An 18,965-nucleotide genomic window follows, 5' to 3' on the forward strand; every position below is an offset into this window, starting at 1 on the left:
TTATACAAAAAAAGGAGAAATATTTTTTCGAACATAACTCCTTTTCTTGACTAACTCAATTAATATATTATTGTTATCTCCAACGTGGATCTCCAACTTGGTTGTCAATCAACGATTGGGTAGATAACGTAAAATCTCCATTTAATGCATCAGTATATCCTGGATCTAAGGTGGTATATGACGTCGAGTTATCATATCTTGGAACTGATGGGTCATACATTGTTGGTGCATTAAAATAATTGTTATTACTAAAATCAATAAACTCGTCGGTTCTGCTTTGATCAGAATAACCTTCCGACTCTGTATCCGTTATTAATGTATTATTCACAGTTATATCGTTATCTTGAAATCTAACATAAAGTATTCTTCTACTTGAATTGTTTGAACAAGCGTAAAGTGTACAGCTATCTATCAATATATTACAAACCAAACCTGTTTGCGTAGAGGTACCTGAATCATCTATTCTAAAGAAATCCCTACTAGGTGCGCAGTTGTTGAATGTGCTTGTGGAAAATGTAACATTGAGAACATCAGAACTTCTAAAGTCAAAGAAATCACCACCACTTGTAAGAATATTAGTCACAACACAATTTTCAACGGTTATAGATTGAACAATAGCATCAATTTCATTTCCAGCAATAAAAGATCTATTATAATCGTGGATGTTACAACCACTTACCAATAAAGAGTTGTAGTTTCCTGCTGCAGAATATCTTACAGTATCAGTTAAATCTGTATCAGCATCACCTGTTAAGTCTAGGTCAATTAAACTTACGTCGGTTGCACCAGTGATAACAGAGAAACTAACTTTTAAAAGCGGTTTGTCAAAGCTCAATAAACCTCTAATCGTTAAAGGTTTGTCAATGACTATAGTACCAATTTGAGCCGTATAATCACCCTGTTCCAATACTAAAACATCACCTGGAAGAGCATCTGCAACCATTTGAAATATATCGTCTGTTGGTGTCACTAAAATGCCTGTTCCTATGTCAATTCCAGTGGTAAAGTTTAAGACACCTCTAATTGTGGCATTGTTACGTATTTGAACTGTATAATCTGTTTCACCCGTAAGACCAGGTACCGTCGCTTCGCCATTTGCAATTTCTTGAGCAGACAGCGTATAGGAAATATCGCCTGGTACTAGAAATAATTCTGTTACGGTACTGTTTGGTAACCATCTGAATGTTGCTTCAGTCGCTAAGATATCTCCTGGCTCTATAGGATAGAAAATTTGCTCCGTTAATGTTTCTGCCGTAGTAGTTGCATATGTAGAAGGATCTAAGCCTCTAGAACTAAGTGCTTGTACTCTAATGTAGTAAAACGTTTCTTGTGACATTTCTATTAGCACAGGTACATCGCTTGACGCTACATTCTCAGATTGAGCTATTGAAGAAAATGATGAATCCTCACTTAATTCAACTAAGTAGTTATCCACATCTGGGTTGGAGTCCCATTGTAGTTCTACAAAAACTTGGTTTCTTACAAAAGCCTGCAATCCAACAGGTGCGAATTCACGGCTTATGCTAATCTCTTCAATGACTTGATCAGGGCTTTCACATCCGGAAAATGATAATAGTAAAGTCAGGACTACTATCATGGATTTTAATATATGTTTTGCTTTCATCATGTTTTAATAATTTCTTGGTTATAATTTCTAATAGCCGTAATCATTTTCTAATCGACCATTGCTAGCATCTATAAAAACTTGCCAAATTGGCCAGAATTGTCTTTCATCTGGATCTACACCTAATTTATATATAGAGTTGATCATATCATCTTCTAACATTGTCCAATCTTTTTCAGAATATTCAGGTCCTGGATTGGTGGTTTCATTTCTATTTAAACCATAAACATCTAGGGTTTCACCATCTTCTTCGTATTTGAAATATAAAGTCGTTGGCACGTCTGAATATTCACCGATTCTATTTTTTAGGTTAAACATTTTTACTTTTGCTTCATCTAGATTAGTGCCAAGTAGATTCCATCGGATAAGGTTCATCTTACGTTCCATTTCACCAGTAAATTCAAGCTTATGTTCTCTAACAATAGCCTCGAACATATCTTGAGAGTTTGTTAAGGCATTAACATACATATCCACTTTTTCAGGATGTTGATTAGAAGGGAATGCTCTTCTTCTAATTTCTTTTAGATATGGCGCAGCCGCACCTGCTCCCTGCAATTCATTCGCCGCCTCGGCAGCAATGAATAGTACTTCTGCAAAGCGCATGTAGATTTTGTTTAAGCCATCATCATTGGTTGAGGTTACATAACGATCCATCCACTCATAACGATACTTTCCAAAGTACCAAGTTTCCAATCCTACAAGCTCTTGTTGTGCAAAACCGTCATCAGGATTTCCCCATTGATAAGGTACACAGGTGACATCCCTACGCGTATCAGTTTCGTCATAGTCATAGAATACTGTTGGTAAAGGTCCGGCTATTCCACCTCTGGCTTGTCCTGTGTGTTGATCTACTCCTCTATGTCTAACTGCAAACGAGAATGCTACTCGACCACGACCTGCTGCAAAAGGTATCTCCCATAAGGATTCACCTCCGGCATTTATGGACTCTTCATTATAATTTCTCCAAAAGGTTTCAAATGAAGGCTCTAAATAGGCCTGACCACTATTAATAACCTCTATAGCTTCGTTAAGCGCAAGGCTGTACATATTTTGTACCGATAGCTCTGGATCATTACTACGTCTTACACCTCCATCAGGATATTGTTGGAAACCGGAAGCAACCATTGCTAAACGTGCTCTAAAAGCTTTTACAAAAGCTTTATTGGCTCTTTCTACAGTATTCGTTCTAGAGTTTTCATTTGGCCACCCGACTAGAGTCTCGGCTTCTCCTAAATCAGCAATGATTTGCTTATATATAATATCTCTATTTGTTTTCGGCAAATAAAGTGTTTCACCACTTATTGGTTCAAAACGCGCAGGAACATCTCCCCAAGTTTTCATCAAGTCGGCATAATAAATTGCTCTATATGTTAAAGCTTCTCCCAGTAACTGACCCAATGCTGTTCCAGGTTCAGGACTGCCATATGTCCTTAATCCTTCAATACAAAGGTTGGCACGTTCGATCCCAAGATACATCATTGCCCAAACATTATTATCTCTATTCATTTGATCGTTTGTTGGTGTTGCACTGTAGGTCATTAATTCGCCTTGGGAGCTACCAACATCATCCGAGCTGTAATTCCATTCAGAGTCCGTATTAAATCCGTAAAACGGAAGATAACGCCCTCTATAGGAGTTGGTTTGCCCCATCGGTTCTAGAATACCATCAACAGCACCTTTAGCCAAATCTGGAGTGGAAAATATAACTGAAGGTTCAGCAGATGACTGCGCAGGCGCTTCCAAAAAGTCTTCTTCAAATTCACTACAAGAGAACATAACTCCTGTCAGAATTACTAGTGTTAGAAATATTGATTTTTTCATTTTCATTTTTTTAAAAATTAAGGTTTAGACCAAAAGCAACCTGTCTGCTTCTAGGATAGGCAGAATAGTCAACTCTAGGAGTAAAATTCGTTTGTCTTCTCGTAGAAACTTCTGGATCCATACCAGAATAATTGGTTAATACAAATACATTATTGGCCGTAACATATAATCTAAGCTTGGATATGCCTAGATTTGAAAGGACTGACTCTGGCAGTGTATAACCTAGTGATAATGTATTTAATCTTAAGTAGGAACCGTCTTCTACAGCCCAATCACTAAATACATAGCGTTGCATATAAGGCGACCACATTGTAGTATTAGCGTTCAAGGCTTCTAACTGTGCAGGGTCATTGACTAGTTGGCCCGTGGAGGGATCTAGATTTGTCCATCTTACACCGTCAGCAAATGCAGTGGTCAAATTACCATAATCACCAGTTTGTCTTGGTGTGTTAGAGTGAATTTTGTTGGCATTATAGACATCAAAACCAACACTAAAATTAAAGGCTGCGCTAAGGTCAAAACCGTAGGCGCGTGCGCCCAAGGTAAATCCACCTATAAAATCTGGATTGGCGTCACCGATTATAGTTTGATCATCTTCATCTACAACACCATCATTGTTGGTATCTTTTATTTTTAGGGCTCCTGGCCTAACGAGCCCATCTCCAATAACAGCACTGTTATCTGGAATACCATCTATTAAGGTGTAGTCGCCCGTTGCTGAGTCAAAATTAAAATCTGACACTTCATATCTACCGTCATTTTGGTAACCATACATAATACCTAATGGCGACCCTACATTTACAAGGAAGTCATTTCCAATTTGACTAGAGGCCCAACCTGAAGGCCAACCAAAATCTTCTGATTCACCTAAGGAATTGATTTTATTCTTGTTAGCACTGATGTTAAATGATAAATCTAAACCGTAGTTTTCGGTACTTATTGCGGTAATATTAATAAGTGCCTCAACACCTGTATTTTCAATCTCTCCTATATTTCTGAATTGTTCAGCATATCCTGATCCAGCTGTCCGGAAAGCTAAAAGTAAATCTTGTGTAAGATTTTTATAAAGTTCAAATGAACCACTAACCCTACCATTAAATAAACTGTAATCCAATGCTAAGTTCTGTGTTACGGTTGTTTCCCATTTTAAGTCAGGGTTCGCTAAAACATCTGAAGGGGCAAAATAGTTAGCTATCCCATTAATATAGGACGTATTATAAGATTGGTATGTTTGTATGGTTTGCCCAGTTGGAATATTGTTATTACCGACTTCCCCATAGCTCAATCTTAATTTAAGTGTATTGATCCATTTGACATTTTCTAAGAAAGTCTCTTCAGAAATTTTCCATGCAAAAGCAGCAGATGGGAAATAGCCCCAACGGTTATCGCCAAGAAATTTACTAGATCCATCCATACGAAACGTAGCAGTTAATAAATATCTATTTTTAAAATCATAGTTTGCACGGCCGAAAAAAGATAATAGTTTATCATCGGGTGAATAAAAATTATCAACACTAAAAGGATCGGCTTGTGTTGTTAACGTTAAACTTCTCTGAAAATCAAAGTCACTAGGGAAACCATGTAACTCAGTTTCCACTCTATTGTCCTTAGATACAATCATTTCCTGTCCTAAAAGTAGCTTAAGCGCATGGTTTTCTCCAACAATATTTTTGAAGTCATAGTTTAAAGTGTTAGCATTTCTAAAACTTTCACGTTTTCTATCTCTGATTCTTAAAGCAGGAAGACCTTGGTTTTCAACACTAGGTCTATTACTAGAAAAATAAGTGGATTTCCCATAGAAACGATAATCTAAATCATTAGTGGTATTTAAACCAACGTCAGATCTGAATGTTAAATTGTTGATCACATCCCAAGAAAAACTCCCTAATAAGTTAAGGTTTTTTCTTAATTTTTGCTGTTGGTTATCATTAACTGCGATAAAAGGATTAACCAATTCACTAAAAATGGCCTCATCAGTATTGGTAGGATCAAAAGCTGCCAGTGGAATTGGTGAGTATCTTATAGAATGTTTAAGCCTTGAGTCCGCAGATGAAACCTCGTTCTGTTCGTTTGCGCCTCCACCATTAACCTCAGTATCAGCATAACGAATTGTAAACGATAAATCTATTTTATCACTTGCTTTGTTTTTTAATGCCAACGACACATTACTTCTTCTATAGTCAGAGCCAACCATAATTGCTTTTTCATCGTAAAGAGCGTAATTAAAATTATAGTTGAATTTTTCAGAACCACCTCTTACGGATAAATCATGGTTTTGTACATCTCCTGTTCGACCATAGATTAGTCTTTGCCAGTCATTTCCTTGCATTCCAACATATTGGTCATAATCTTGATATAGTCCATATGTTTCATCATAAACTTCTGGAGTATCTCTCAATAGCCAGTATTCACGTTGCCATAACACAAAATCTTCAGGCTCTAAAACATCAATGGTTTTTGCGATTGTCTTGTTACCATATGTGGTATTTAGACTTACGGCCATTTTTCCTACTTTACCGCTTTTTGTGGTCACTATAATAACGCCATTTGCACCCCTTGATCCGTAAATAGCAGTAGAAGATGCATCTTTTAAAACACTAATATTCTCAATGTTCGATGGCGAAATGTCGTTAATACTATTTACTGGAAAGCCGTCAACAATGACTAAAGGGGCACTATCTTGTGTAAGCGATCCGGCTCCTCTTACTCTAATTTGCACCTCTGAATCCGGTGACCCTTCTGTATTTAAAACCTGTACTCCCGCTAATCGACCCGTTAAAGTCTCAGAAACATTAGCAATGTTTTGTTGTTTTAGATCATCGCCACCAATAGTGACGACAGAGCCAGTAAGATCAGACTTACGGGACGTTCCGTAACCGATAACAACAACCTCATCTAAGTTTTCTGAACTTGGTTCAAGCACTACATCAATAGTGGACTTTCCAGCAACTTTTATTTCTTGTGTTGCATAACCAATATACGAAAACACCAAGGTTGCATTCGGGTTTGAAATATTTAACGAATAATTACCATCAAAATCGGTAGACGTACCATTTGATGTTCCTTTTACTAAAACGGATGCACCTGGCACAGGTCCACCAATGTCTTGTGCAATTACGGTTCCGGTTACTGTAATGCTTTGGGAGTAAGAAAACCCACTACCGAAAACAAATAATGCAAATAGCATCAACGAAAAAGATTTTGTTGAAGAAAATCTTTTTGTTTTTTCTTTATCTGAATAGAAAAACAAAAAATCAATTAAATTGTTGTACATGAAATTTTTGTATTAGTTTATAATTAGTTTAAAATGTAATCGATTGCACAAATGTATAAATAATTTTGAGATTCACAAATATTTGTTAAGATTTTTTGAATATGAAAATATTTTTATTTGAATTTTACGCCTTATATAATTATGCGATAGAATTTTAATTAATTTGACCAAGTTACGTTTTTAATTGTACATTTGTGTAATCGATTACATAAATTATTTAATGAAATTTTAATAATATGAAAAATTTACTACTAATTATTGGCCTCATATTTTTTACTAGTTTAGGGTTTAGCCAGAATTATTACATGCCAACACCAGAGGGTTATGGAGAATCAACAACAGGCGGTGGCAATGTTACGCCAGTTACTGTTAGTACTTATGCGGATTTTAAGGCTAAGATAAAGTTGTCTACACCACAAGTTATTTTGGTCTCTGGTACAATTACTATAGCGGCTGGACAGAACATAAGCGAGGTCGTTACCAATAAAACGATCATTGGACTGCCAAATGCGAGGTTGGTAAATAATACACAAACACAATCAGGATCCGGTATTTTGAATTTGAAAAATGGATCTAATAACGTCATTATTCGTAATCTCATTTTCGAAGGACCAGGTGCCTATGATGTGGATGGACGTGATAATCTTACAGCAGATGGTTGTATCAATCTTTGGGTAGACCATTGTGAATTTCAAGATGGAGTGGATGGTAATTTTGATATTAAGGGAAATTCGGATAACGTTACAGTATCTTGGTGCAAATTCACTTATCTTAAACCTGCAGTTCCAGATGGTCCAGGAGGGTCTAATGATCATAGGTTTTCCAATTTGATAGGTTCAAGTGATTCCCAAGCACCTGCGGACGGTCATTATAGTGTGACTTTTCAAAATTGTTATTGGGCTCAAGGTTGTAAGGAAAGAATGCCAAGAGCAAGAAATGGACAACTCCATATTCTAAACTGTTATTACAACACGGATGTTTCGAGTTCTAGAGCATTAGGTTTTAGTGGAGGAATCAATACACTATCTTGTTATGTTGAAAACTCAGACTTTGCCAATGTTGGGACTGTGTATCAAAGTTATGGAGGAACAGTATCATTGGAATTTGATAATTGCATTAATGGGGTTTCCAATATAGGGTCTGTGCCTCAACCTACATATTCTTATAGTGTAACTCCTGTTGAAGATGTAGCTGCTCATGTGAGTGATGCCAATTGTGGGGCAGGAGCAACGCTAGATGTTACAACTTCAGGCGAGATATCTTCGAGCTGCGAAGGTCTTGGTGTGAAAGATAGTTTTCTTGCCCAGATTAGATATTACCCAACTTTGGTGGATGATATATTGAATATCGAATTTTCTGCTCAAAACTATGCTGACGTTGAATTTTCACTTTATTCCGTAAATGGACAAAAGTTAAGTTCGAAGACAATATGGGCTAACTGGAGTGGGATAACTACGATAGATTTAAGTAAATATTCTAAAGGTATATACTTTATTAAACTTCAGATTGAAAATAATTTTAAAATCTTTGGTTTAGCAAAAAGCTAGTTACTTTTTAAATGATTTTAATTTTAAACACCCTCAAATTTAAATAGACATAACCTTGACAAAATTATCCTAAAATATTGAAGATTCAATCATAAAACATCCTACATTATTAGCTTAATATGAGAGAATTACATTTAGTATTAAGGGTGCCTTTTGACAGATGTACTTTTTAAATAAAAATTAATTCATATATTTGTAATCGATTACAATTTTTTATTAATTACTCTAAAACAATTACAACATGAAAAAAAATTTACAATTATTAGTATTCCCTCTACTTTTTATGTCTTTACTTCTGCAAGCTCAAGACAACGTATGGGATTTTGGGAATGACGAAACAAATTTCCCTGTTGGTCCAGCTTTTTCAGACACAAGAGTCATTGATGGCTTAACCTTAGTAGGTGGCGGTTCTGATTTTGCTACCATTGAACCAAATTCAGGCACATGGACAGATGGTTACTCATCTACTAATCGTTTAAAATCTGAAGGAAACAGTTCAGTTGACGGTTCTGGTTTACCTACGAGAAGATATATGGAGTTTCCAGTGTCTGGATCAGTTACTGTTAAACTTTGGTTTAGATTTAGTGGTAGTGGTACACCACGTGCGGTAATTGTAGCTGATGCCACAGGTACAGAAGTAATGCGTTTTAACTCTTTAGGTGATACTGACCGCAGGTATATAGAAGCTGACTATACTGGTGGAGCCACAACTTTATTAGTCTTTTCAGAGGGCAATGCTGTAAATTATTATAAACTTGAAACGGCAACAATTGCACCACCTCAAGAGGATAAAACATGGGATTTTGGCAACGATGTAACCAACTTCCCTGTAGGACCAGCTTTTTCAGATACCAGAGTAATAGATGGTTTAACATTAGTAGGGGGTGGTTCTGATTTCGCAACAATTGAACCTAATTCTGGAACTTGGGATGACGGTTACACATCAACTAACAGATTAAAGTCTGAAGGCAATAGCTCAGTTGATGGTTCTGGCTTACCAACTAGGCGCTATATGGAATTTCCGATTACAGGTCCTGTTTCAGTTAAATTATGGTATAGATTTAGTGGAAGTGGCACACCTCGTGCTGTAGTTATTTCAGATAATACAGGTGCAGAAGTAGCACGTTTCGATTCTTTAGGTGATAGTGATCGTAGATATTTAGAAGCTAATTATACAGGGAGTGGTACTTCGTTATTGGTGTTTTCCGAAAACAATGCAGTTAATTATTACAAATTAGAAGTAAGCAGTGCTCTACTCAACATTAATGACGAAGCTCTAGGTATAAATGCTAGTTTAAAATCTGTAAATGATCGCGTATTTTTATCTAATGTAAACTCAAATACTGAGGTTGATATTTATTCTATTACTGGAACAAGATTAAAAACTATTAAAACAAATAATGATGTAGACTTTGTTTTACGTCCTGGTATTTATATTGCAAGAATTAAAACTAACAGAGGAGAAAAATCTATTAAACTTATAACTTACTAGTTTATAATTTCCTTTCAAAATTAAAAAAAAAGAATACTATCCAGTATTCTTTTTTTTAAATATTACACTAAATTAACCACAAAAACTTTGTATTATCAAACTAATTTTTTAAGTTTGGTAATCGATTACATTATTTTAAATCTGAAAATAAAAACATGGTGCTACCAACTAATTTTACTAGTATAATTAAGCAAGTTTTCTTAATGACATTTGTTTTAGCTTTGAGTGTTTTCTCTTGTAAAGAAAATAAAACAGAAAACGAAAAAACTGCCACCTTAAATAACAATGTTTGGTCTCAATTGGACGAAATCGTCTCAAGTGTATCAGAGCCAGAAATCCCTAATTCAGAATTCAATATTTTAGACTATGGCGCAAAGCCAGATAGCATATCGTACAACACAGAAGCCTTCAAAAAAGCTATTGCAGCTTGCACAGAAAAAGGTGGAGGAAAAGTCATTGTGCCAAAAGGAAAATATCTTACAGGAGCCATTCATTTAGATAATAACATAAATCTGCACCTAGAGGAAGGAGCAGAAATATTGTTCAGTACTAATCCAAAAGATTTTTTGCCATTAGTAGCTACATCTTATGAAGGTGTAGAGCTCATGAATTATTCACCATTAATTTACGCGCACAAAAAATCGAACATTGCTATTACTGGCAAAGGAATTTTAAACGGTCAGGCAAGTAACGATAACTGGTGGAGTTGGTGCGGAAAAGACACCTACGGTTGGAAAAAAGGAATGCCTCAACAAAAAGACAGTCTCAACTTGCCAAGATTAATGGAAATGGGACAAAACGGAACACCTCTAAGTGAACGTGTTTTTGGTGAAGGCCATTATTTAAGACCAACGTTTTTGCAGCCTTATGAATGTAACAATGTCTTAATTAAAGGCGTGAAAATTGTAAATGCACCATTTTGGATTATTCATCCATTTAAATCTAATAATGTCATTGTAGATGATGTCACCGTAGAAAGTCATGGCCCTAACAACGATGGTTGTGATCCAGAATATTCTAAAAACGTAATCATCAAAAATTGTACTTTTAATACTGGTGACGATTGTATCGCTATAAAAGCAGGAAGAGACGCAGAAGGTAGAAGAGTGGCTATTAAAAGCGAAAATATCGTCGTACAAAATTGTAAGATGATTGATGGTCATGGTGGCGTTGTTATCGGTAGCGAAATGTCTGCTGGAGTGACTAATGTATATGTTGAAAATTGTGAAATGAACAGTCCAAACCTGGACCGAGCTATTCGTTTAAAAACCAACTCCAGAAGAGGCGGAACAATTGATGGTGTATATGTAAGAAATGTTAATGTCGGACAAGTAAAAGAAGCGGTGTTAAAATTAAACATGCATTACGCAACCTACACCAATCAAACTGGAGAGTTTATTCCCGTAATTAAAAATATACATCTCGAAAATGTGAAAGTTCAAAACGGCGGTTATTATGGTATTTTGGCAAAAGGTTATGAAGAGTCGCCAATAACTAACGTGACCTTAAAGAACGTGATCATAGAAAAAGTAGATGAAGCTTTTTCTCTAGAGCATGTTTCTAACTTAAAGCTTATAGACACTTATATTAATGGCTCATTAATGCAAAGCCCACCAAAAACTAAAGAGTAAATCTAAAAATTTAAATGGATAACCCCCTTAAGCAAATTGATTAATAGCAGGAATTTGTTTTCAAATAAGCCTGATGAAAATGATCAGGCTTGTTTTTTTTAATTTTAAAGCAAAATCAATCATGTATAAGATAGCTACACTTTGCCTTTTCTTAATGTTGAGCTCTTCAACCTTGTTTGCTTTACAAAATATTCAAAAAGACACGTCTTATACAGTTAATAATTCATACCACAAATACATAAAGAAGTTTCCTCAGATAGACATTGTAAAACCACAAAAGTTTGAAAATGTATATGAAATTGAGAATATCCCATTTAAAACATTAGAAAATAGAAGGCTGTATCTTGATGCTTTTATGAATACTTCTGAAAATAATCCAGCAGTGATTTTGGTACATGGAGGAGGCTGGAAATCTGGAGATAAATCCCACATGAAACCCATGGCAGAATACATCGCCTCAAAAGGCTATTCATGCTTTGCCATAGAATATAGATTGTCTGACGAAGCACAATACCCGGAAGGCATTTATGATGTTAAAGAAGCTATTCAATTTATTAAGTCTAATGCGAAAAAATTTCATATTGACACGACGAAAGTTGCTGTTCTAGGAACGTCTTCTGGAGCACAGATGGCAACCTTGGTTGGGACAACCAACCACAATCCGAAGTTTGAACAACAAACCGAACATGCCTCATCAACCGCTGTGCAAGCTATTGTGAATTTAGATGGAGTTATAGCATTCATTCACCCTAAATCCAGTGAAGGAAAAATGGCAAGTTGGTGGCTGGGTGGCACATCAAAAGAAAAACCCGAAATCTGGAAAGAAGCTTCAGCATTGACACATGTTGATAAAAACACACCGCCAATTTTATTCATTAGTAGTCAGTACGAACGTTTTCAAGCAGGACGTGAAGAGATGATTCATATTTTAGATAAACACGATATTTATAACCAAGTTGAAAATTTTCCAGACAGTCCTCATACGTTTTGGTTATTCCATCCTTGGTTTACTGACACCGTAAATTACATCACAACATTTTTAGATAAAACGCTTAAACATGACGAAAAATGAAAACTTTAAAATTTATAATAACACTATGCTGCGCCGCTTCAATCGTAGCTTGTAAATCTGAAAAAAAAGAAGACACAAAAGAAGCTATAGTCGAATCTGAAAAAGTTGTGGAAACACCAAAAACCTACGCTGAGCTTTCCATTGCAGAGGGTGGCGAATGGGTAAATGGTGAGCGAGGCCATGAAGAATACCAAGGCACAACACATTTTAAAAACATAGACCAGTTAAGGGTTCCGGATAAACATACAGACCATACTTGGTATTTACGATACGAAGGACCTGGTTGGGAAAGTAACAAAATAGGATACAGATTGTATTTAGACTGGAGAAACGGCATAGACATTTTCGGAAAAGTAACCGACACTATGGTTTTATCTAAAGTAGGGCAAGATGGTTTCGATTCGTATCACGAACCGCAATCTTGGGGATTAGACATCTTAAAAGTAGGGAACGGTTTAGGTATCGGTTCCTTAGGACGTTTGGTTGATGACAAGGTCCTTCACTTCAAAGAAGTCGATTCTACATTTGCTTCTATTGAAAACAATGCTAATCAATCTTCTGTCACTATAAATTATAACGGTTGGAAAACTGCGAACGATAAAATCGATTTAAAATCTACATTAAGTATTCGTCCAGACAAACGTTATACAAAACATACCATTCAACCTTCAAAAGCAATACAAGGCATTGTTACTGGTATTGTAGACCATGGAGTAAATTATTTTACCAAAGAAAGTGCGAATAAAAAATGGGCTTATATAGCCACCTATGGCGAGCAAACTTTAGTGCCAGACGATTTAGGAATGGCGATTTTTTATGAAGTTGAAACCACTGCCGACGTCAAAAAAGGAGAAGATGATTATTTAGTTGAATTTAAACCAACAACGAAAGCTGTAATGTTTTACTTTTTAGGAGCTTGGGAACAAGAACCAAATGGCATAAAAACTGAAGCAGAATTTAAGACTTACTTAGATGAATTATTAAATGAATTAAACGCTAATAACAAACTATAATGAAGGCCTTTTTTAAAATTACCCTAATACTAATTTGTTGCATAAGCTTTCAAAATAGTGCTGCTCAAGACAAAGCATATACCATTGAAGAATGCGTAAACACCTTTTCCGAAGAAAAAACAGTGCCAACCAAAGTAGGTTATCAATATTGGTTTGCAGACAAAGATTTTTTAGATGGCTGTACTATTAAAATGAGCGTGGTTGCACCAAGAAAATCTACGCACGCACCGCACAAACATGTAGAGGACGAATTTTTCTATGTTTTAGAAGGCACAGCTACTTTCTTTTTAGATGGTAAAGAAGTAACCGTTGGCCCAAATACAAGTTTGTACTGTCCGTCGTGGAGCATGCATGGCATTAGTAATGCAGGCGATACAGAACTGAAATATTTAGTCATTAAAAAATACGAAAAAGAGTAAAGATGAAAAACATAGCACTTGTAGTCATATTAGCATTAAGTTTTCTTACCAGTTGTAAAGAAGAAAAGAAACAAACAGAGGAAACACCTGTGGCTAAAAAGGAAATTTCAGAAGACTTAAAATGGTCTGAACGTATGGCGTTGTCAGAAATTAAACGCTTTCCAGACCCAAGACTGTTAGATTTTAGAGATAAACCAAAATGGAGTTATACCAATGGCTTGGTATTGCAGGCGATGTCTAAAGTATATGAGAAAACCAACAACCAAAAATTGTACGACTATATCTATGATTACGCTAACCGAATGATTAACGAAGATGGTTCTATTGAAACCTATAAGCTCAGTAATTATAATTTGGACATGATAAAATCTGGAGACGCTATTTATTATCTGTATAACAAAAAGCCAGAGCCTAGATTTAAAAAAGCAATGGATACGCTTCACAAGCAATTAGAAGGCATGCCAACAACGTCAGAAGGCGGTTACTGGCATAAAAAAGTATATCCTAACCAAATGTGGTTAGATGGTGTGTATATGGCAGAACCGTTTCATGCTAAATACACAAAGTCATTTATGGATGGTGATGAAGCTCAAAAAATGTACGACAAAATTGTGCTTCAATTCGATTTGATTGAAAAACACAGCAGAGACCCAGAAACCGGACTGTATTATCATGGTTGGGATGAAAGTAAAGAACAAAAATGGGCGAATAAACAAACAGGATTGTCGCAAAACTTCTGGTCTCGCGGAATGGGTTGGTACGGAATGGCATTAGTCGATGTATTGGATTATTTGCCAGAAAATCATCCAGGACATGCAAGAATCGTCAAGTTTCTCAACCAATATGCTGAAGCCATTGTAAAATATCAAGATAAAAAAACTGGTACGTGGTACCAAGTGCTTAATCTACCCGAAAGAGAAGGCAATTATCTAGAAGCAACAGGTACTAGCATGTTTACATATACCTTAACAAAAGGTGTGAACAAAGGTTATCTGCCAAAAATGTATTTGAATAATGCAAAAAAGGCATTTCAAGGCATTTTAGACGAATTTATTACAGTTGAAGAAAATGGTGTTGTGAACCTAAACAAATGCTGTGGTGTCGCTGGTTTAGGCGGTAATCCGTACAGAGATGGCACGTTTGAATACTACATTGGTGAAATTATTAGGTCAAACGACCCAAAAGGAACAGGGCCTTTTATAATGGCTGCTTTAGAACTTGATAAATAGAATAAAAATGTCGAAAATTAATACCGCATTATGCTCTTTCGGAATGAGTGGATGGGTCTTTCACGGTCCATTTATAGATGTGCATCCAGATTTTAATTTATATGCTGTTTTTGAGCGCACCAAAAATTTAGCCGAAGAAAAATATCCTAATATCAAAACATTTCGCTCTTTAGAAGATATGCTTAAAGATGATAACGTTGATTTGGTTATCGTCAATACACCAAATATTACACACTATCAGTACACCAAAAAATGTCTTGAAGCTGGTAAACATGTCGTTGTAGAAAAACCATTCACGGTAAGTTCTACAGAGGCTGAAGAATTAATCGCTTTAGCAAAAAAACAAGATGTAAAACTATCTGTGTTTCATAACAGACGTTGGGATAGCGATTACCTAACCGTAAAAAAGGTAATTGAAAAAGATGTACTGGGAGATATTGTTGAAGCCGAATTACACTACGACAGGTTCGACCCAGAACTGAGTTACAAAACCCACAAAGAAACACCAACCGAAGGTGTTGGCAGCTTATATGATTTAGGCTCGCATATTATAGACCAAGCTTTACAATTGTTTGGTATGCCAAAAAGTGTATTTGCTTCTTTGGATGCCTTTAGAGATAATTCTGAAGTCGGAGATTATTTTGATGTAAAATTGTATTACGACACTAAATATGTGACTCTAAAATCGAGTTATTTTGTTCGCGAACCACTTCCTGCATACAGCATCCATGGGACCAAAGGCTCTTTTGTAAAATCGAAAGCCGATATACAAGAAACAGAACTTCAAAAGCACTTAAAACCAAATTCAGCGAATTGGGGAATAGAACCAGAATCCGAAAGCGGCATTCTTAACATTCTTAAAAATGGTGAATTCAACAAATCATTTGTAACTACAGAACAAGGTAATTACATGAGGTATTACGAAGGAATTTCTGATGCAATTCTCAACAACAAACCATTGCCTGTAACTGCAGAAGATGCTACAGATGTGATACGAGTTATTGAGGCAGCAATGAGGAGTAATCAAGAAAAACGCATTGTTGATTTATGAGAAATTTTCTGATCATATTCGGTTGGCTTTCTATTTTAAGTCTTTCCGCACAAGAAAAAACAGTATCTAAAGTTTGGGTAGCCGATAATGGAGATGGCACTTATACCAATCCTATCTTACATTCAGATTATTCAGATCCAGATGTGGTAAGAGTTGAAGATGATTATTATATGACGGCATCTTCATTTACCTGTTCACCTAGTTTACCCATTTTACATTCTAAAGATTTAGTGAATTGGGAATTGGTAAATTACGCTTTACCAAAGCAAGTACCATTAGAGGTTTTTGATAAACCACAGCACGGCAATGGTGTTTGGGCACCATGCATTCGCTATCATAAAGATGAATATTACATCTATTATCCAGACCCAGATTTTGGTATTTACATGATTAAAACCAAAGACCCAAAAGGCGCTTGGTCTGAGCCTGTTTTGGTTAAAGGAGGGAAAGGATTGATTGACCCAACACCACTTTGGGATGATGACGGAAAGGTCTATTTAGCTTATGCTTTCGCAGGAAGTCGAGCCGGAATAAAAAGTTTATTAGTGGTTTGTAGTATGAATGCTGAAGGCACTAAAACCAATGACGATGAGGTGATTATCATTGATGGTCATAAAGAAGAATCTACTATTGAAGGCCCTAAGTTCTACAAACGAAATGGCTATTACTATATTTTTGCACCAGCAGGTGGAGTACCAACAGGTTGGCAAACAATTTTAAGGTCAAAATCCGTTTTTGGACCTTACGAAAAAAAGAAAGTACTACATCAAGGTAATACTGATATCAATGGGCCACACCAAGGAGCATGGGTCACAACACAAACTGGAGAAGATTGGTTTTTTCATTTTCAAGATATAGATGCCTACGGTCGTATTGTTCATTTGCAACCTATGACTTGGGAAAACGATTGGCCAGTTATGGGAGTTGACCAAAATAATGATGGAATCGGCGAGCCTGTTGCCACATTTAAAAAACCAAATGTTGGCAAAACATATCCTATAGTTACACCACCAGATTCTGATGAATTTAATGCACCTAAAAAAGGTTTGCAATGGCAATGGCACGCAAATCCCAAAGTGTATTATGGTTTTCCTACATCTTTGGGACATTTTACTATGTATTGCAGACCAAAGCCAGATAATTCTAAAAATCTGCATGATGTCCCAAATTTATTATTGCAAAAATTTCCAGCGGAAGAATTTACCGCGACAACCAAAATAACCTTCAATGCACGACACGACAATGAAGAAGTTGGCTTCTTAATTATGGGATTAGATTACAGTTATATACGTCTAAAACAAGAAGAAGGCAGTTTGTACTTATCTCACGTAATATGCAAAGATGCTGATAAAAATAAAGCTGAATCCGAAACTGATAAAACTAAAATTAACACAAACACCATCTACTTTAGAGTTAAGGTTAGTAAAGGTGGAATTTGTGAATTCTTTTATAGTTTGAATAATAAGAAATTCAAATCAATAGGAACACCATTTACTGCAAGAGAAGGAAAATGGATTGGTGCAAAAATTGGTTACTTAGCATTAAGAGAAGGTGTGATCCATGATGCAGGAAGCTTAGACATCGATTGGATTAGATTTACAAAATGAAAGAAAGTAGGTTTTCAATAACGCTTAATGTTTTTGCAATTTTAGTTGTTGCATCATTTCAATCTTGTAAAAATGAAAACTCAGTTGACACACCTTTTAAGGTAGAATCAACACTTTTTGATCAGAATAAAAAAGAAGATTTAGGACTTAAAGTTCCAGAAGGAATCGAAACTGTTACTGTTTTTAAACCTTCAGATTCAACAGATCATTTTAGCAATGGAGTAGTTATGACAATTTTTAAAGATGTGTTTTATTGCCAGTGGCAAAGTTCAGCTAAGGATGAAGACTCTGATGACACATGGGTTGCGTACAGTACAAGTAAAGACGGGAAAAACTGGTCAGCACCTATACCACTTTCAGAAAGTTTAGAAATCGGTTATAGTACTTCTGGTGGTTGGTGGAAACATGGAGATACTTTAGTCGCCTATATTAACGAATGGCTAGATGATGTAAAACCTAAAGGTGGATTTACATTTTACAAAACAAGTTTTGATGGTATTAACTGGTCTAAAAAAAAGCCTGTTTTAATGGCTGATGGCACTCAATTAAATGGTGTTTTTGAACAAGACCCTCATGCATTGCCCGACGGTCGTATTGTTGGAGCCGCACATTTTCAACCTGGATTAATAGTATCACCTATTTATACCGATGACCCCTTAGGAATTAGTGGTTGGAAACGTGCGGAATTTTCTAATAATTCTATAAAAAATAATGTGTCTCGCGAATTGGAACCAAGTTGGTTTTTACAAAACAATAATAGTCTAGTTATGGTATTTAGAGATCAAAACAGTACCTATTTTAATTTAGCTTCCATGAGTAAAGATCGAGGAGAAACATGGACAATTCCTGTAGTCACTAATATGCCAGATTCTCGGTCTAAACAAAGTGCAGGTAATTTTAATAATGGATTTTCGTATATAATTAATAATCCTGTAAATAATAAATCAAGGATGCCTTTAGCATTGACCCTGAGCAAAAATGGAAATTTATTCAACACATCATATGTTCTTAGAAAAGGTGGTAACACAATTCAATCACTACATTACGAAGGAAAGTATAAAAGATTAGGCTACCATTATCCAAAATCCTTTGTTTGGGAAGATTATCTTTATGTGTCTTATGCAACCAATAAAGAAGATGTAGAATACACCAAAGTTCCTATAGCGAGTTTAATTTTAAATTAAA

Annotated in this window: 13 protein-coding genes; 10 read left to right on the forward strand and 3 right to left on the reverse strand. The window is 35.8% G+C overall.

All coding sequences use genetic code 11. The annotated features are described in order from the left end of the window. Positions 1-73: 73 nt before the first annotated feature. From HM990_RS01055 to HM990_RS01065, 3 genes are read right to left on the reverse strand one after another with little or no spacing between them, the layout of a single operon-like run. Positions 74-1,627 (reverse strand): DUF5123 domain-containing protein, encoded by a 1,554-nt coding sequence (locus tag HM990_RS01055; protein ID WP_178987156.1) that lies wholly within the window; start codon positions 1,625-1,627, stop codon positions 74-76. Positions 1,628-1,654: 27 nt separating this feature from the next. Continuing rightward, the gene (locus HM990_RS01060) at positions 1,655-3,445 is read right to left on the reverse strand and encodes a RagB/SusD family nutrient uptake outer membrane protein (protein ID WP_178987157.1); all 1,791 of its coding nucleotides are present in this window, start codon (positions 3,443-3,445) and stop codon (positions 1,655-1,657) included. Positions 3,446-3,455: 10 nt separating this feature from the next. Next, on the reverse strand, positions 3,456-6,719 hold the full coding sequence (locus HM990_RS01065) for a SusC/RagA family TonB-linked outer membrane protein (protein ID WP_229719340.1): 3,264 nt from the start codon (positions 6,717-6,719) through the stop codon (positions 3,456-3,458). A gap of 236 nt (positions 6,720-6,955) precedes the next feature. Here HM990_RS01065 and HM990_RS01070 point away from each other — a divergent pair, with 236 nt between their 5' ends. The 10 genes from HM990_RS01070 to HM990_RS01115 all read left to right on the forward strand — a co-directional run bounded on the left by HM990_RS01070 (position 6,956) and on the right by HM990_RS01115 (position 18,964). After that, positions 6,956-8,266, forward strand: a complete 1,311-nt coding sequence (locus HM990_RS01070; RefSeq protein ID WP_178987158.1) for a T9SS type A sorting domain-containing protein — start codon at positions 6,956-6,958, stop codon at positions 8,264-8,266. Between the two features lie 241 nt (positions 8,267-8,507). After that, entirely contained in the window at positions 8,508-9,758 is a 1,251-nt protein-coding gene (locus HM990_RS01075) for a T9SS type A sorting domain-containing protein (RefSeq protein ID WP_178987159.1), read from the forward strand. Positions 9,759-9,961: 203 nt separating this feature from the next. Continuing rightward, positions 9,962-11,389, forward strand: coding sequence for a glycoside hydrolase family 28 protein (locus HM990_RS01080; RefSeq protein WP_178987160.1), 1,428 nt, complete (start codon positions 9,962-9,964; stop codon positions 11,387-11,389). Positions 11,390-11,510: 121 nt separating this feature from the next. Beyond that, positions 11,511-12,461, forward strand: a complete 951-nt coding sequence (locus tag HM990_RS01085; protein ID WP_229719341.1) for an alpha/beta hydrolase — start codon at positions 11,511-11,513, stop codon at positions 12,459-12,461. Continuing rightward, entirely contained in the window at positions 12,458-13,474 is a 1,017-nt protein-coding gene (locus tag HM990_RS01090) for a DUF4861 family protein (protein ID WP_178987161.1), read from the forward strand. Before HM990_RS01085 ends, HM990_RS01090 begins: the two co-directional genes overlap by 4 nt. Further along, positions 13,474-13,893, forward strand: a complete 420-nt coding sequence (locus HM990_RS01095) for a cupin domain-containing protein (protein ID WP_178987162.1) — start codon at positions 13,474-13,476, stop codon at positions 13,891-13,893. Before HM990_RS01090 ends, HM990_RS01095 begins: the two co-directional genes overlap by 1 nt. 2 nt (positions 13,894-13,895) lie before the next feature. Continuing rightward, complete coding sequence (locus HM990_RS01100; RefSeq protein WP_178987163.1) at positions 13,896-15,122, forward strand: glycoside hydrolase family 88/105 protein; 1,227 nt, start codon at positions 13,896-13,898, stop codon at positions 15,120-15,122. 7 nt (positions 15,123-15,129) lie between these two features. Then, positions 15,130-16,173, forward strand: a complete 1,044-nt coding sequence (locus HM990_RS01105; protein ID WP_178987164.1) for a Gfo/Idh/MocA family oxidoreductase — start codon at positions 15,130-15,132, stop codon at positions 16,171-16,173. Further along, entirely contained in the window at positions 16,170-17,780 is a 1,611-nt protein-coding gene (locus HM990_RS01110) for a glycoside hydrolase family 43 protein (protein ID WP_178987165.1), read from the forward strand. Before HM990_RS01105 ends, HM990_RS01110 begins: the two co-directional genes overlap by 4 nt. Continuing rightward, positions 17,777-18,964, forward strand: a complete 1,188-nt coding sequence (locus tag HM990_RS01115) for a sialidase family protein (protein ID WP_178987166.1) — start codon at positions 17,777-17,779, stop codon at positions 18,962-18,964. The genes HM990_RS01110 and HM990_RS01115 overlap by 4 nt, the downstream gene beginning before the upstream one ends. The last annotated feature ends 1 nt before the right edge of the window (position 18,965 follow it).

Source organism: Winogradskyella schleiferi (assembly GCF_013394655.1).
Taxonomy (GTDB): Bacteria; Bacteroidota; Bacteroidia; order Flavobacteriales; family Flavobacteriaceae; genus Winogradskyella; species Winogradskyella schleiferi.

What these genes read in the sequence shown, in the direction of transcription:
- HM990_RS01055 (WP_178987156.1), bottom strand. Translation starts at nt 1,627, where the DNA reads ATGATGAAAGCAAAACATATATTAAAATCCATGATAGTAGTCCTGACT.
- HM990_RS01065 (WP_229719340.1), bottom strand. Translation starts at nt 6,719, where the DNA reads ATGTACAACAATTTAATTGATTTTTTGTTTTTCTATTCAGATAAAGAA.
- HM990_RS01105 (WP_178987164.1), top strand. Translation starts at nt 15,130, where the DNA reads ATGTCGAAAATTAATACCGCATTATGCTCTTTCGGAATGAGTGGATGG.
- HM990_RS01100 (WP_178987163.1), top strand. Translation starts at nt 13,896, where the DNA reads ATGAAAAACATAGCACTTGTAGTCATATTAGCATTAAGTTTTCTTACC.
- HM990_RS01075 (WP_178987159.1), top strand. Translation starts at nt 8,508, where the DNA reads ATGAAAAAAAATTTACAATTATTAGTATTCCCTCTACTTTTTATGTCT.
- HM990_RS01095 (WP_178987162.1), top strand. Translation starts at nt 13,474, where the DNA reads ATGAAGGCCTTTTTTAAAATTACCCTAATACTAATTTGTTGCATAAGC.
- HM990_RS01070 (WP_178987158.1), top strand. Translation starts at nt 6,956, where the DNA reads ATGAAAAATTTACTACTAATTATTGGCCTCATATTTTTTACTAGTTTA.
- HM990_RS01115 (WP_178987166.1), top strand. Translation starts at nt 17,777, where the DNA reads ATGAAAGAAAGTAGGTTTTCAATAACGCTTAATGTTTTTGCAATTTTA.
- HM990_RS01085 (WP_229719341.1), top strand. Translation starts at nt 11,511, where the DNA reads ATGTATAAGATAGCTACACTTTGCCTTTTCTTAATGTTGAGCTCTTCA.
- HM990_RS01060 (WP_178987157.1), bottom strand. Translation starts at nt 3,445, where the DNA reads ATGAAAAAATCAATATTTCTAACACTAGTAATTCTGACAGGAGTTATG.
- HM990_RS01080 (WP_178987160.1), top strand. Translation starts at nt 9,962, where the DNA reads ATGACATTTGTTTTAGCTTTGAGTGTTTTCTCTTGTAAAGAAAATAAA.
- HM990_RS01110 (WP_178987165.1), top strand. Translation starts at nt 16,170, where the DNA reads ATGAGAAATTTTCTGATCATATTCGGTTGGCTTTCTATTTTAAGTCTT.
- HM990_RS01090 (WP_178987161.1), top strand. Translation starts at nt 12,458, where the DNA reads ATGAAAACTTTAAAATTTATAATAACACTATGCTGCGCCGCTTCAATC.